Annotated in this window: 14 protein-coding genes; 13 read left to right on the top strand and 1 reads right to left on the bottom strand. The window is 65.9% G+C overall.

The genetic code is table 11. The features are described from left to right. Positions 1-4 precede the first annotated feature (4 nt). From RD110_RS19510 to RD110_RS19500, 3 genes are read left to right on the top strand one after another with little or no spacing between them, the layout of a single operon-like run. The gene (locus tag RD110_RS19510; RefSeq protein WP_076201258.1) at positions 5-856 is read left to right on the top strand and encodes a sugar phosphate isomerase/epimerase family protein; all 852 of its coding nucleotides are present in this window, start codon (positions 5-7) and stop codon (positions 854-856) included. Beyond that, positions 853-1,920, top strand: a complete 1,068-nt coding sequence (locus tag RD110_RS19505; RefSeq protein ID WP_076201256.1) for a Gfo/Idh/MocA family protein — start codon at positions 853-855, stop codon at positions 1,918-1,920. Before RD110_RS19510 ends, RD110_RS19505 begins: the two co-directional genes overlap by 4 nt. A 20-nt stretch (positions 1,921-1,940) precedes the next feature. Next, positions 1,941-2,621 carry a DUF4286 family protein gene (locus tag RD110_RS19500; RefSeq protein ID WP_076201254.1) on the top strand — a complete coding sequence of 227 codons (681 nt, stop codon included), beginning with the start codon at positions 1,941-1,943 and terminating at the stop codon, positions 2,619-2,621. 22 nt (positions 2,622-2,643) lie between these two features. On the opposite strand, the gene RD110_RS19495 is transcribed toward RD110_RS19500, so the two are convergent. Further along, positions 2,644-3,141: a hypothetical protein gene (locus RD110_RS19495; RefSeq protein ID WP_076201252.1), complete on the bottom strand. Its 498-nt coding sequence runs from the start codon at positions 3,139-3,141 to the stop codon at positions 2,644-2,646. A 114-nt stretch (positions 3,142-3,255) separates the two neighbouring features. On the opposite strand from RD110_RS19495, the gene RD110_RS19490 reads away from it, so the two are divergent. From RD110_RS19490 to ntrC, 10 genes are all read left to right on the top strand, one after another. Beyond that, positions 3,256-3,999 (top strand): 16S rRNA pseudouridine(516) synthase, encoded by a 744-nt coding sequence (locus RD110_RS19490; protein ID WP_076201250.1) that lies wholly within the window; start codon positions 3,256-3,258, stop codon positions 3,997-3,999. Positions 4,000-4,135: 136 nt separating this feature from the next. Further along, positions 4,136-5,095, top strand: coding sequence for a YVTN family beta-propeller repeat protein (locus RD110_RS19485; RefSeq protein ID WP_076201248.1), 960 nt, complete (start codon positions 4,136-4,138; stop codon positions 5,093-5,095). A 7-nt stretch (positions 5,096-5,102) separates the two neighbouring features. After that, a complete protein-coding gene (locus tag RD110_RS19480) occupies positions 5,103-5,921 on the top strand; it encodes a polysaccharide deacetylase family protein (protein ID WP_239467072.1) in 819 nt (272 codons plus the stop codon). A gap of 3 nt (positions 5,922-5,924) precedes the next feature. After that, positions 5,925-6,893, top strand: a complete 969-nt coding sequence (locus RD110_RS19475) for a sterol desaturase family protein (protein ID WP_076201246.1) — start codon at positions 5,925-5,927, stop codon at positions 6,891-6,893. A gap of 71 nt (positions 6,894-6,964) precedes the next feature. Continuing rightward, positions 6,965-7,870: an EI24 domain-containing protein gene (locus tag RD110_RS19470; RefSeq protein WP_076201245.1), complete on the top strand. Its 906-nt coding sequence runs from the start codon at positions 6,965-6,967 to the stop codon at positions 7,868-7,870. Continuing rightward, a complete protein-coding gene (locus RD110_RS19465; RefSeq protein WP_076201243.1) occupies positions 7,836-8,675 on the top strand; it encodes a competence/damage-inducible protein A in 840 nt (279 codons plus the stop codon). Before RD110_RS19470 ends, RD110_RS19465 begins: the two co-directional genes overlap by 35 nt. Positions 8,676-8,905: 230 nt before the next feature. Continuing rightward, the gene (gene glnA / locus RD110_RS19460; RefSeq protein WP_076201242.1) at positions 8,906-10,321 is read left to right on the top strand and encodes a type I glutamate--ammonia ligase; all 1,416 of its coding nucleotides are present in this window, start codon (positions 8,906-8,908) and stop codon (positions 10,319-10,321) included. A gap of 186 nt (positions 10,322-10,507) precedes the next feature. Further along, the gene (locus RD110_RS19455; RefSeq protein ID WP_239467071.1) at positions 10,508-10,981 is read left to right on the top strand and encodes a hypothetical protein; all 474 of its coding nucleotides are present in this window, start codon (positions 10,508-10,510) and stop codon (positions 10,979-10,981) included. 23 nt (positions 10,982-11,004) lie between these two features. Then, entirely contained in the window at positions 11,005-12,075 is a 1,071-nt protein-coding gene (gene glnL, locus RD110_RS19450; protein ID WP_076201239.1) for a nitrogen regulation protein NR(II), read from the top strand. A 49-nt stretch (positions 12,076-12,124) separates the two neighbouring features. After that, positions 12,125-13,696, top strand: a complete 1,572-nt coding sequence (gene ntrC / locus RD110_RS19445) for a nitrogen regulation protein NR(I) (protein WP_076201237.1) — start codon at positions 12,125-12,127, stop codon at positions 13,694-13,696. Position 13,697 lies beyond the last annotated feature (1 nt).

The following is a 13,697-nucleotide window of genomic DNA, read 5'->3' as shown; positions in this document are numbered from 1 at the left end:
CCCCATGAAAAACCTCACCCTGGCCCATCTGAGCATCAGCGCCATGCCCACGCCCACCATCGACGCCGCCGCTGCCGCGGGCTTCGGCGCCGTTGGCCTGCGCATCTGCGGGCGCCGTCCGGGCGATCCGTTCGCCGAGCCCGTCGTCGGCGATGCGGCGGCTGCGAAGGGGCTGCGCAAGCGCGCGGCCGACCTCGGCATCCGCCTGTCCAACGTGTCGGCCTACCAGTTCTATCCCGAAGTGCAATGGCGCGACATTGCGCCGGTGGTCGACACCACGCAGGCGCTCGGCATCCCCATCATCGTGGCCAACAGCTTCAACCCGGACGAAGCGCAGTTCACAGACTTGTTCGCGAAGTATTGCGAGGCCGCCGCCAAGGCCGGCATCCGGGTCGCGCTGGAGTTCCTGCCCTACAGCGCGGTGCGCGATCTGCAGGCTGCGCTGCGCGTGGTCGAACGCAGCGGCGCATCCAACGCCGGCGTACTGCTCGATGCGCTGCATCTGGACCGCTCGGGTGGCAGCGCTGCCGACATCGCGAAGATCGATCCCGCCCGAATCGTCTTCGCGCAGTTGTGCGACGCCAGGAAGCTGAGCGGCCCGCGCAGCGATGAAGAACTGCTGCAGGAAGCCCGCTTCGCACGGCTTCCGGCGGGCGCGGGCGACTTGCCGCTGTTCGACTTTCTCGACGCGCTGCCGGCCGGGCTGGAGGTCGAATACGAGGTGGCGCGTGTCGACATGGCCGAGCGTTCCCCGCTGGCCAAAGCGCAGGCCGCGCACGATGACGCCGTGCGCTTCATGGCGGCTTATGACGCGCATCGCGCCTCGATGCGGCAGGCCGAGGCGGTGAGCCGATGAAGACCTCAGGCAACAAGCTGCTGCGCGTCGGCGTGCTGGGTTGCGGCATGATCAGCGCCGATCATTTCACGGCCTGGGCACGTTGCCAGGGTGCCCAGGTGGTGGCCGTGTGCGATCCGATGATCGACCGCGCGCGTGCGCGTGCCGGGCAGTTCGACATCCGCGCGGCCTATGACTCGCCCGGGGCCATGATCGCGGCCGAATCGCTTGACCTGATCGACATCATCACGCCACGCGAGACGCATGCCGCCATGGTGCGGCTGGCCGCGCGCGACGGCATCCATGCGCTCTGCGAGAAGCCGCTGTGCCCGACCTACGCCGAGGCGCAGGCGCTGGTGGAGGAGGTGGGCGGCCGCATCCGTGTGATGGTCAACGAGAACTGGCGCTACCGCGCGTATTTCCGCCAGATCGCCGAATGGCTGCAGGCCGGCAAACTGGGCACGGTGACGCTCGCGCGCCTCGCCCTGTGGCGCTCGAGCATGCTGCCGCGCGCCGAGGACGGCCGGGTGCATGCACTCACGCGGCAGGCTTTCCTGGCGCGAGAGGCGCGCGTGCTGATCGCCGAATCGCTGATCCACGAGATCGACGTGGTGCGGGCCTTGTTCGGTGAAGTCGAGGTCCTGGCCTGCAGCACCGGCCGGGCCTGCGGCGAAATCATCGGCGAGGACAGCGCCAGCCTGTTGCTGCGCACGGCGGATGGCCTTACGGTGAGCCTGGACGGCGTGATGACCGCTGCCGGCCATGAAACGCGTGCGCCCGATCGTTTAGAGATCGCAGGCACGCGCTGCAGCGTGGTGCTCGAAGGCGCGGTGCTGAAGCTCATCGGCGCGGAGCAGCAGACCATCGTCTACGACGAAGCCGAAGTGCGGCAGAACTGCTTCAACGCGTCGATTCAGCACTTCGTCGATCAGGTGAAAGGTGGCGGGCCCTTCTGGACCTCGGCGCAGGACCAGCTCGGCAGCCTGCGCGTGATGGAGGAGGCCTATCGCCTGGCCGGCGCACCGACGTTGCTAGGGCCGACGCGGCTGCCGCCGATCGCACCGCCGCAGATCACCGGTTTTTGAATTTTCTACAGGAGCACAACATGGCATTGGCAGGCACAGGACTGGTCGCGATCTGGAACGACATCAAACCCGAGCTGCGCGAGGATTTCTTCGAATGGCATCCGCGCGAACACATGGTCGAACGGCTGGGGATTCCCGGCTTCCTGCGTGGCCGGCGCTATGCAGCCGTGGATGGCGGCGTGGAATTCCTGACGCTGTACGAGGTGACGAGCACCGACGTGCTGGTCAGCGACGTCTACAAGCAAAGGCTCACCCAGCCCACGCCGTGGTCGACCAAGACCTTGCCGGGCTTCTTCAACAACGAACGCGGCGCTTGCCAGATCGAGTTCAGCGAAAGCTACGCCATGGGCGGCTTCATGCTGACGCTGCGTTTCGAGGCGGAGGAAGGACGCGAGCCCGCGCTGGTCAACGCGCTGAAGAAAAACGTGCTGGCCCGCATGATCGACACGCCGCGCGTCACCGGCGTGCATCTGGTGAAGAACGATGTGGCGCTGACCGCGGGCAACGCCGGCAACCAGCGCGGCCGCGTCATCACGCTGCCGCACCTGGTGGTGCTGGTTGAGGGATCGACGGCGGACGGGGTGAGGGCCGCGGGAGAAAAGTTCCTGTCGAGTGCGAAACTGGTGGAACTCGGTGCCCGCAGCGAGGTGGTGCGCGGGCTGTACCAGCTGGAATACAGCATCCAGAATCTCGCCGTCTGAAACGGCGCGGTGTGGGCCGCGTTCAGTGGCGGAATTCCTTGAGGTCGAGGCGGATGTCGTAGTGGATGCGGCCGCCGCTGACGGTCTCGACCAGCAGCGCTTCACAGGCGGTGGTCTGGCCGGCGCGGCCTTCGTAGGCCAGGCGGCGTTGGAAGCGACTGGCGTCGCCGCTCGACAGGAATGCCACGCGCTGGCCTTGCACGCGCACTTCCACCGGCTTGTAGACATGGGGCTGGCTGCCACCCATGTGCAGCGTGGCCAGGCATTGCTTGCCCTTGGCGCCGGTTGGGGCGGTGGCCGCGGCGCGTTTGAGCGCGCCCTGGTGGCTCTCGGCATCGATGACCGCGAAGTCGAACTTGCCCAGGGCCGGCCATTTGAACGTGGCTTCGTCGTCGATGGGGAACTGCTGGGTCGGTTCTTCGGAATGCACCAGACCCAGGTGGCTGTGGTGCGGGCGGATGGCGCGCCACAGCATGAAGGCGGCGGCGAAGACGAAGAGGGTGGTGAACAGTTCGCGCATGATGGGCTCCGGTGAGGCCTTGGTTGTAACTTCCCAAGCGCTTCGGGCCTTGTGAAAAATTCACGGATCGCCGGTCTGCCTGGACAGGGATGCGGCTTTGCGATACTCGCGGCCATGCAGTTGCAAGACATTCTTTATTCCCAGGGTTTCGGCACGCGCCGCGTCTGTGCCGGCCTGGTGCAGCAGGGCCTGGTCGAGGTCTATGCATCGAAAGACGCCACGGCGCCGGTGCTGATTACGGAGTCCGCTATGGATTTCGAAGAGGAAGGCCTGCGTTTTCGCGTACAGGGCGTGGACTGGGCCTACCATCGGCTGGCCTATGTGCTGCTCAACAAGCCTGCGGGCACCGAGTGTTCGCAAAAGCCTTCGACCTATCCGAGCATCTACACGCTGCTGCCGTCGCCGCTGCGCCTGCGCCCGCAGAAAAGCGCGGTGCAGGGCGTGCAGGCGGTCGGTCGGCTCGACCAGGACACGACCGGCCTGCTGCTGCTCAGCGACGACGGCCAGTTCATCCACCGCATGAGCTCGCCGAAGAAGCACGTGCCCAAGGTCTACGAGGTCACGACCAAACACGCGGTCGACGACAAACAGGTGCAGCGGCTGCTGGCCGGGGTGGTGCTGGACGACGATCCGAAGCCGGTGCGCGCCGCGGCTTGCACGGTCAACGGTGAAAACCAGCTCAGCCTGACGTTGACGGAAGGCAAGTACCACCAGGTCAAGCGCATGCTGGCGGCGGTGGGCAATCGCGTCGAAGGCCTGCACCGGTCGCGCATCGGCGAACTGGCGCTGCCGGCCGACCTGTTGCCGGGGCAGTGGCGCTGGCTCGATGCCGACGACCTGGCCAAATTGCGCGGCTGAAACAGCCCGATACACCCGGGGCAAAAACGCTGTCCGACCGCGGCGCAAGGGCATGGCCCGCGGCTACACTGACGGATTGTTCAAACCTTGGTGTACTGTGAAGTTGTCCCTTCGTTCCACAGCCCTTGCGGCTGCCATGGCCTGGATGCTGGCCGGTTCTTTTGCCGCCGGGGCGGCGGAAACCAAGCTGACCCATCCCATCTTCGTCCTGAACTCGCTCGACGCCGACGTCAGCATCGTCGACCCCGCCACCTGGACCGTCACCGAGCGCATTCCCACCGGCAAGGAGCCGCACCACCTCTACCTCACGCCCGACGAGAAGTCGCTCATCGTCGCCAATTCGGTGGCCGATTCGCTGACCTTCCTCGATCCGCGCACGGCCCAGGTGCAGCGCACGGTGCGCGGCATTTCCGACCCCTACCAGCTGCGGTTCTCACCCGACATGAAGTGGTTCGTCACCGCGGCGAACCGGCTCAACCACGTGGACATCTACCGCTGGGACGGCCAGAACCTGACCCTGGCCAAGCGTGTGTCGACCGGCAAGACGCCGAGCCACCTGTGGATCGACAGCAAGAGCACGACCATCTATTCGTCGATGCAGGACAGCGACGAACTCATCGCCATCGACCTGGCCACGCAGACCGTCAAGTGGCGCACGCCCACCGGTGCGATGCCGGCCGACGTGTTCGTCACTGCCGACGACAAGACGCTGCTGCTCGGCCTGACCGGCAGCGATGGCGTGGAGGTCTACGACGTCTCCGGCAAGCTGCCGGTGCGCACGCGCGTGCTGCCCACGGGCAAGGGCGCGCATGCGTTCCGCGCGGTCGGCGATGGGCGGCATGTCTTCATCAGCAACCGCGTGGCCAACACCATCAGCAAGATCGACCTGCAGACCCTGTCGGTCGTGGCCAATTACCCCGCGCCGGGCGGGCCGGACTGCATGGACGTGAGCGCCGACGGCAAGCTGCTGATGGTGACCTCGCGCTGGGCCAAGAAACTCACGGTCATCGATACCGAGGCGAAGAAGGTGGTGCGCCAGGTCAATGTCGGCCGGTCGCCGCATGGCGTGTGGACGCTGGACCACGCGCCGCGCTGAGCGCCACATGCGTTTCGCAGTTGCTATCGTTCTGGGAGCGGCCAGCGCCGGTGCGATCGGGGCTGGTGCACCAAACAGTTGTGAAAAACCGGTCTACCTGACCTTCGACACCGGCCACATGGCCGTGGCGCCGCTGATCGCCGAGGTGCTGAACCGTCAGCACGTCAAGGTGACCTTCTTCGCGGCCAACGAACGCACGCAGACCGGCGACGGCAGCCTGGGCGATGCCTGGGCGCCCTGGTGGAAGGCGCGTGCCGCCGAAGGCCATGAATTCGCCTCGCACACGTTCGACCACGTGTACTGGCGCGGCGACGTGGCCGGCAAGTCCGCCAAGTCCGCCAAACCCGGCGATCCGGTGCAATTCCGCATGCGGCCCTCGGCCGGCCCCGACGAAGGCCGCGAGCAGGTCTGGACGGCTGCGCAATACTGCGAAGAGATCGACCGTTCCGAAAAGCGCCTGCAGGCCATCACCGGCAAGGCGCCGCTGCCGCTGTTCCGTGCGCCCGGCGGCAAGACTTCACCCAGGTTGCTGGCGGCGGCCAAGTCCTGCGGCTACGCCCACGTGGGCTGGGCGCCGGCCGGTTTCCTCGGCGACGAACTGCCGAGCGAGGCCTATCCGAACCAGGCGCTGCTGGACAAGGCCCTGAAGGGTATCCGGCCCGGCGACATTTTGCTGGCCCACCTCGGCATCTGGTCGCGCAAGGACCCGTGGGCGCCAGCGGTGCTCGAGCCGCTGATCGTCGGCCTCAAGGCCAAGGGCTTCTGTTTCGAAACCCTTCGCGCGCATCCGGATTACGCCGCCTGGATCGCCGCCCGGCGAAAATAAGCCATGGACATGTTGACGGATTGGTTCTCGATGGCGCAGCAATGGCTGTTCGAGAGCGTGGTGCAGCCTTTTGTTTTTGCGATTGGCCTCGGCGGCTGGACGGAGGACGCTTTCGACGCCACCGGCTGGCTGCTGGTGGGCCTGATCCAGGTGCTGGTGCTGCTGGCCGTGATCGGGCCGCTGCAGCGCTGGCGGCCGGTGGAGCCGGTGACCGACCGCGCCGCCATCCGGGAGGACATCCTCTACACGCTGATCCACCGGCTCGGCGCTTTCCGGCTGCTGCTGTTCTTCACGCTCGAGCCGGTGATGGACGACATCTTCGGCTGGTTGCGGGTGGCCGGCTTGCCGACGTTCCAGCTCGACGAACTCTGGCCCGGCGTCACCGACCGGCCGCTGCTCAGCTTCGCCCTCTACCTCGTGCTGTTCGACCTGGTCGACTACTGGATCCACCGCGGCCAGCATGGCATCGAATGGTGGTGGCGGCTGCATGCGCTGCACCATTCGCAGCGTCAGATGACGATGTGGAGCGACAACCGCAACCACCTGCTCGACGACATGCTGCGCGACGTGATCATCGTCGTCGTGGCCCAACTGGTGGGTGTGGCGCCGGGCCAGTTCATCGCGCTGGTGGCCATCACCCAGCTCAGCGAGAACCTGCACCACGCCAACCTGCGCATCTGGTTCGGCCGCATCGGCGAACGCCTGTGGGTCAGCCCGCGTTTCCACCGCCTGCACCACAGCATCGGCATCGGCCACGAGTCGGAAGGGCGGGGCACCATCGGCGGCAAGAATTTCGCGGTGCTGCTGCCGGTGTGGGACATCCTGTTTCGCACCGGCAATTTCGAAAAGCGTTTCGATCCGACCGGCATCCGCGACCAGGTCGAGCCCGGGCCGCACGGCCTGCGCGACTACGGCCGCGGTTTCTGGGCGCAGCAATGGCTGGGCCTCAAGCGCCTGGCCGGCCGCGCTTGAACCACGTTACGCCACGGTAAATCCGGCCCGCCACGCGGCTGGCGCGCAGTCGGCCGGGTTATGCTCAGCGCATGCGTTTGTTGCTTGATTCCTTCTGGCGCGCGGCCGCTTATTGCGTTCACCCGCGCGTCATCGCGCTGTCGTTCCTACCGCTGGTGCTGATGGTGGCGCTGTCGCTGGGCCTGGGCTATTTCTTCTGGGAGCCGGCGCTGGACATGGTGCGCGGCATGCTCGATGCGTCGGAGTGGATCACCCGCCTGTGGTCCTGGCTCGAGGGCATGGGCGCGGGCAACCTCAAGATCGCCCTCGCGCCGCTGATCGTAATCTTCGTGGTCACGCCCTTCATCGTGGTCGTGGCCCTGCTGGTGGTCGCGATGATGATGGCGCCGGCCATGGTGTCGCTGGTGTCCGAGCGGCGTTTTCCCCAACTCGAAAAGAAGCAGGGCGGCTCGTTCCTCCTGAGCCTGGCCTGGTCGCTCGGCTCCACCTTGCTGGCGCTGCTGGCCCTCGTGGTGTCGATCCCGCTGTGGTTCGTGCCGCCGTTGATCCTGGTGCTGCCGCCGCTGATCTGGGGCTGGCTCACCTACCGCGTGATGGCTTTCGACGTGCTGGCCCTGCATGCGAGCAAGGAAGAGCGTCGCGAAATCTTCCGCCGCCACCGCACGTCGCTGTTGCTCATCGGCGTGCTCAGCGGCTACCTCGGTGCGGCGCCCAGCCTGGTCTGGGTGTCGGGTGCGCTGTTCGCCGCGGCCTTCGTCGTGCTGGTGCCGCTGGCCATCTGGATCTACACGCTGGTGTTCGCGTTCTCGGCGTTGTGGTTCGCCCACTATGCCTTGTCTGCTTTGCAGGCGCTGCGTGCGCAAGCCCAGCCCCAAGTCACCGACATCGTTGAAATCACCGACGCCGTCGCGCCGGTTTCCCGCTTACCGCAGGCACCTTCCCATGACCCAGGCCAACCCATCCTCCCCGGCCCCTGAGGCCGCAGTGCCGTCGTTCGGCCTGATCGTCGTCGGCGACGAAATCCTCTCGGGCAAACGCGCCGACAAACACCTGCCCAAGTTCATCGAATTGCTGGGCGCACGCGGCCTGCCGCTGGCCTGGGCCGAATACGTGGGCGACGATCCGGCGCGCATCACGGCCACGCTGAAACGCGCCTTCGCCTCGGGCGACATCGTGTTCTCCACCGGCGGCATCGGCGCCACGCCGGACGACCACACCCGTCAATGCGCGGCGCGCGCGCTCGGTGTGCCGCTGGCCTTGCACCCGGAGGCGGAAGCCTTGATCCGCGAGCGCATGCAGGACACGGCGCGCGAGCAGGGCACGGTCTACGAGCCAGACCGGCCCGACAACGTGCACCGCCTGAACATGGGCGTGTTTCCCGAAGGCGCGAGCATCATCCGCAACCCCTACAACAAGATCCCGGGCTTCAGCGTCGGGCAGGTGCATTTCGTGCCGGGCTTCCCGGTGATGGCCTGGCCGATGATGGAATCGGTGCTCGACACCCGGTATGCGCACCTGTTCCGCCACGAGGCCTGGATCGAGAAATCGGTGATCGTCTTTGGCGGCATGGAGGCCACGCTCACGCCGCTGATGGAGCAGATCGAATCCCGGTTCGCAGGCACCAAGGTCTTCAGCCTGCCCAGCGTGGACCATCCCCAGCATGGCCGGCACATCGAGCTCGGCGTCAAGGGCACACCGGAGCAGGTGGCCGAAGCCTATCCGGCCTTGCTGGCCGGCCTGGCCACGTTCCCTGTCCAGCTCGGCCCCGAATTGGTGCGATGATCAATTGCACCAATGAAGTGCGTTTTAATGTTGGAACCAATATGGTGCAATATGCCGGTTTTCCCGGGGATGCGAACGGATGATCCGTGCCTCGCGGCCCTTGTCTGAGGGGTCTTCCGACCTTCCGCGCGGATGGCCGATCGCTGAATTTGGTGCACGCGGCTTTGGCATAAAAACTGCATTCCCACCCAGTCGTTCTTTTTTTTGCAACACCCTAACAGGAGAATTTGATGGCAAAGACCGTCGCAGACGTGATGAAGATGGTGACCGAGAGCGAGGTCAAGTTTGTCGACTTCCGCTTCACCGATACCCGGGGCAAGGAACAGCACGTGACGGTGCCGGTCTCGCATTTCGACGAAGACAAGTTTGAAGCCGGCCACGCTTTCGATGGCTCCTCCATCGCCGGCTGGAAGGGCATCGAAGCCTCGGACATGCAGCTCATGCCCGACCCGAACACCGCGAACATCGATCCGTTCTTCGAAGAAACGACGATGATCCTGACCTGCGACGTCATCGACCCCGCCGACGGCAAGCCCTACGAACGTGACCCGCGTTCGCTGGCCAAGCGCGCAGAAGCCTACATGAAGGCCTCCGGCCTGGGCGACACCGCCTACTTCGGACCGGAACCCGAATTCTTCGTCTTCGACAGCGTGCGCTGGAAGAACGACATGTCCGGCTGCTTCGTCAAGATCGACTCCGAAGAAGCTTCCTGGAACACCGACAAGGAATACGAACACGGCAACACCGGCCACCGGCCTGCCGTTAAGGGTGGCTACTTCCCCGTGCCACCGGTCGACAGCTTCCAGGACATGCGTTCCGAAATGTGCCTGATCCTCGAAGGTCTGGGCATTCCGGTCGAAGTGCATCACCATGAAGTGGCCAATGCCGGCCAGATGGAACTCGGTACCAAGTTCAGCACGCTGATCCAGCGCGCCGACTGGGTCCAGCTGCAGAAGTACGTGATCCAGAACGTGGCCCATGCCTACGGCAAGACCGCCACCTTCATGCCCAAGCCCATCGTTGGCGACAACGGCTCCGGGATGCACGTGCACCAGTCCGTGTGGAAGGACGGCAAGAACCTGTTCGCCGGCGACGGCTACGCAGGCCTGTCGGAATACGCGCTGTTCTACATCGGCGGCATCATCAAGCACGCCCGCGCGCTGAACGCCATCACCAACCCCGGCACCAACAGCTACAAGCGCCTGGTGCCTGGTTTCGAAGCCCCGGTGAAGCTGGCCTACTCGGCCAAGAACCGCTCGGCCTCGATCCGCATCCCGTTCGTGGCCAACCCCAAGGGCCGCCGCGTCGAAGCGCGTTTCCCCGATCCGCTGATGAACCCGTACCTGGGTTTCGCCGCGCTGCTGATGGCCGGCCTCGATGGCGTGGAAAACAAGATCCATCCGGGCGAAGCCGCCACCAAGGACCTCTACCACCTGCCGCCGGAAGAAGACAAGCTGATTCCGACCGTCTGCCACAGCCTCGACCAGGCGCTGGAGAACCTGGACAAGGACCGTGCTTTCCTGACCAAGGGCGGCGTGTTCACCGACGCCTACATCGATGCCTACATCGATCTGAAGATGCAGGAAGTCACGCGCATGCGCATGGCCACCCATCCTGCCGAATTCGACATGTATTATTCGCTGTAATGGCCCACTGCCTCCGGCTGCAACTTTATGCAGCCGGTGTCATCGAAGGACGGCGCAGGCCGTCCTTTTGCGTTATGGACAGACTGCGCTGGAGGCCTTGCCGCGTTGACCCTTACGACCCTGTACCATCCGCCGCGCCCCGGGCAGCGGTTCCAAACCATGAAACATGTTTTCGCCTTGCCTCTGATGCTTCCCCTGGTCCTGATGGCGTCCGGCGCCCAGGCGCAAGGCAACGTCTACCGCTGTGGCAACGAATACACCAACAGTGTCAAGGACGCGAAGGAAGCCCAGGCACGTGGCTGCAAGCTCGTCGAGGGTGGCAACGTCACGGTGATCCAGACACCGCGTCAAGGCGGCAACAGCGGTGCCGGCCAGGCCCCGGTGCGCGCGCCCGTGGCGCCGCCGCCCGACAACGCCGAGCAGCGCGCGCGCGATAGCGACACGCGCATGATCCTCGAGTCCGAACTGCGCAAGGCCGAGGCGCGCCAGACCGACCTGCTGCGCGAGTACAACAACGGCGAACCCGAAAAAATGGGCAGCGAAGCGCGCAACTACCAGAAATACCTGGACCGCGTGGCCGAACTCAAGGCCGCCATCGCGCGCAACGACAGCGACATCGCCGGCATCAAGCGCGAACTGGCACGCCTGCCCGCGCGCTGAACGCCCCCACAACCGGCAGCACCATGAAAAAGACCAACCCCTACATGGCCCGGTTCCAGTCGTTCGACCTGCTCGCCACCCTGGTGGCGGTGCTCGACAGCGGTGGCACGGTGCTGTTCGCCAATGCCGCGCTCGAAGACGCCATCGGCACCTCGCGCCGCACCATCGAAGGCTCGCATTTCCCCGATTGCTTCACCGAGCCGCACATCCTGCAGAACGCGCTCGAAGGCGCGGGCAGCAACGAATTCGCGGCGCTGCGCTACGACGCGTTCCTCAAGCGGCTCAACCACGAGCCGATGCCGGTGCACGTGATCGTGGCCCAGACCGAACGTCCCGGCGAGATCATCATCGAACTGCTGCCGCTGGAGCAGCAGGCCAAGCAGGACCGGGAGGAGCGGCTCATCGACCAGGCCCAGGCCAACAAGGAACTGATCCGCAACCTCGCGCACGAGATCAAGAATCCGCTCGGCGGCATCCGCGGCGCGGCGCAGTTGCTCGAGATGGAGATCGACTCGCGCGAACTCGTCGAATACACCCAGGTCATCATCCACGAGGCCGACCGGCTGCAGAGCCTGGTGGACCGGCTGCTCGCGCCGCACCGCCGGCCGCACGTGGTGGGCGACGTGAACATGCACGAGGTCTGCGAACGCGTGCGTTCGCTGATCCTGGCGGAGTTCCCGCGCGGCCTGCGCGTGGTGCGCGACTACGACATCTCCATCCCCGAGTTCCGCGGCGACCGCGAGCAGCTCATCCAGGCTCTGCTCAACATCACGCACAACGCCGCGCAGGCGTTGCACGAGCGCATTGCCGACGGCGACGCGGAGATCATTTTCCGCTCGCGCATCGCGCGCCAGGTGACCTTCGGCAAGCAGCGCTTCCGACTGGCACTGGAATTGCATGTCATCGACAACGGCCCCGGCGTACCGGCGTCGATCAAGGACCGCATTTTCTATCCGCTGGTGTCGGGCAGGGAGGGCGGCTCGGGACTGGGGCTCACGCTGGCGCAAACCTTTGTGCAGCAACACCAGGGCTTGATCGAATGTGAAAGTATTCCGGGCCGCACGGACTTCAAACTATTGATACCACTGCCGTAGCCCCGGGTCTGCCTGGGCACGCGCAGTCTGACCCGAGGTGACGACACACATGAAACCGATCTGGATAGTAGATGATGACCAGTCGATCCGTTTCGTGCTGGAAAAGGCGCTGCTGCGCGAAGACCTGCCCACGCGCAGTTTCACCAACCCACGCGAAGTGCTGCAGGCACTCGAGACTGCCACCGACGAGGACGGCCCGCAGATCCTGGTGAGTGACATCCGCATGCCCGGCGGCTCCGGCCTCGACCTGCTGGGCAAGGTCAAGGAGATGCATCCCGGCCTGCCGGTGATCATCATGACGGCCTTCTCCGACCTGGACAGCGCCGTCTCGGCCTTCCAGGGCGGCGCTTTCGAATACCTGCCCAAGCCTTTCGACCTGCCCAAGGCGGTCGAACTCATCCGCCGTGCTGTCGAGGAAAGCCAGCGCGAGGAAGTGGCCGAGGAGCGCATGGCCGCTGCGCCCGAGATGCTGGGCCAGGCCCCGGCGATGCAGGACGTGTTCCGCGCGATCGGCCGTTTGAGCCAGAGCAACGTCACGGTGATGATCACCGGTGAATCCGGCTCGGGCAAGGAGCTGGTGGCCCGCGCGCTGCACAAGCATTCGCCGCGCGCCAACGGTCCGTTCGTGGCCATCAACACCGCGGCCATCCCCAAGGATCTGCTCGAGAGCGAGCTCTTCGGCCATGAGCGCGGCGCCTTCACCGGCGCGCAGACCATGCGCCGCGGCCGCTTCGAACAGGCCGACGGCGGCACGCTGTTCCTCGACGAGATCGGCGACATGCCGTTCGACCTGCAGACGCGGCTGCTGCGCGTGCTCAGCGACGGCCATTTCTACCGCGTCGGCGGCCACAACGCCGTGAAGGCCCAGGTCCGCGTGATCGCCGCCACCCACCAGGACCTGGAACAGCGCGTGCGCGACGGCGTGTTCCGCGAGGACTTGTTCCACCGCCTGAACGTGATCCGCCTGCGCCTGCCGGCGTTGCGCGAACGCGTGGAAGACGTGCCCATGCTCACCCGCCACTTCCTGCAGCAGAGCGCCAAGCAGCTCGGTGTCGAGCCCAAGCGCATTTCCGATGCGGCGCTGGCGCAGCTCGGCATGTTCAGTTTCCCGGGCAACGTGCGGCAGCTGGAGAACGTGTGCCATTGGCTCACGGTGATGGCGCCAGCCCAGGTGATCGAGCCCAAGGATCTGCCGCCGGAGGTCGTGGGCACGGCCGCGTTCAACGGCTCCAGCCTGGGCCATGTGATGGCGCCGGCCCGCGTGCAAGGCACGGCGCTCGGCACCGAGGCTGGCGCCGAAGCGCTGGCCGATCCGGTGTCGGGCGCGGGTGCCGGTGCAGGTGCGGGTGCGGGTGCGGCGGATGCCGATCGCCCGATCGCCCTGCCGGCCGACGCGCTCGGCGCGGGCCGCGGCTGGGAACTCGGCCTGGAGGCCGAGGCGCTCGAACTGCTGGCCAACGACCGGCACGACGTGTGGGACGTGCTCTCGCGCCGCTTCGAGTCCAAGCTCATCCTGACCGCCTTGCACAACACGCGCGGGCGCCGCATCGAAGCCGCGCAGAAGCTCGGCATCGGCCGCAACACCATCACGCGCAAGATCCAGGAACTCGGCCTGGAATGAA

This window comes from Rhodoferax koreense, from assembly GCF_001955695.1.
GTDB classification, from domain to species: domain Bacteria; phylum Pseudomonadota; class Gammaproteobacteria; order Burkholderiales; family Burkholderiaceae_C; genus Rhodoferax_B; species Rhodoferax_B koreensis.
The sequence above is the reverse complement of the archived record's forward strand: the minus strand, read 5'-3'. Positions and strand labels throughout refer to the sequence as shown.

What these genes read in the sequence shown, in the direction of transcription:
- RD110_RS19505 (WP_076201256.1), top strand. Translation starts at nt 853, where the DNA reads ATGAAGACCTCAGGCAACAAGCTGCTGCGCGTCGGCGTGCTGGGTTGC.
- RD110_RS19475 (WP_076201246.1), top strand. Translation starts at nt 5,925, where the DNA reads ATGGACATGTTGACGGATTGGTTCTCGATGGCGCAGCAATGGCTGTTC.
- RD110_RS19510 (WP_076201258.1), top strand. Translation starts at nt 5, where the DNA reads ATGAAAAACCTCACCCTGGCCCATCTGAGCATCAGCGCCATGCCCACG.
- RD110_RS19480 (WP_239467072.1), top strand. Translation starts at nt 5,103, where the DNA reads ATGCGTTTCGCAGTTGCTATCGTTCTGGGAGCGGCCAGCGCCGGTGCG.
- RD110_RS19495 (WP_076201252.1), bottom strand. Translation starts at nt 3,141, where the DNA reads ATGCGCGAACTGTTCACCACCCTCTTCGTCTTCGCCGCCGCCTTCATG.
- ntrC (WP_076201237.1), top strand. Translation starts at nt 12,125, where the DNA reads ATGAAACCGATCTGGATAGTAGATGATGACCAGTCGATCCGTTTCGTG.
- RD110_RS19465 (WP_076201243.1), top strand. Translation starts at nt 7,836, where the DNA reads ATGACCCAGGCCAACCCATCCTCCCCGGCCCCTGAGGCCGCAGTGCCG.
- glnA (WP_076201242.1), top strand. Translation starts at nt 8,906, where the DNA reads ATGGCAAAGACCGTCGCAGACGTGATGAAGATGGTGACCGAGAGCGAG.
- RD110_RS19470 (WP_076201245.1), top strand. Translation starts at nt 6,965, where the DNA reads ATGCGTTTGTTGCTTGATTCCTTCTGGCGCGCGGCCGCTTATTGCGTT.
- RD110_RS19500 (WP_076201254.1), top strand. Translation starts at nt 1,941, where the DNA reads ATGGCATTGGCAGGCACAGGACTGGTCGCGATCTGGAACGACATCAAA.
- glnL (WP_076201239.1), top strand. Translation starts at nt 11,005, where the DNA reads ATGAAAAAGACCAACCCCTACATGGCCCGGTTCCAGTCGTTCGACCTG.
- RD110_RS19490 (WP_076201250.1), top strand. Translation starts at nt 3,256, where the DNA reads ATGCAGTTGCAAGACATTCTTTATTCCCAGGGTTTCGGCACGCGCCGC.
- RD110_RS19485 (WP_076201248.1), top strand. Translation starts at nt 4,136, where the DNA reads ATGGCCTGGATGCTGGCCGGTTCTTTTGCCGCCGGGGCGGCGGAAACC.
- RD110_RS19455 (WP_239467071.1), top strand. Translation starts at nt 10,508, where the DNA reads ATGCTTCCCCTGGTCCTGATGGCGTCCGGCGCCCAGGCGCAAGGCAAC.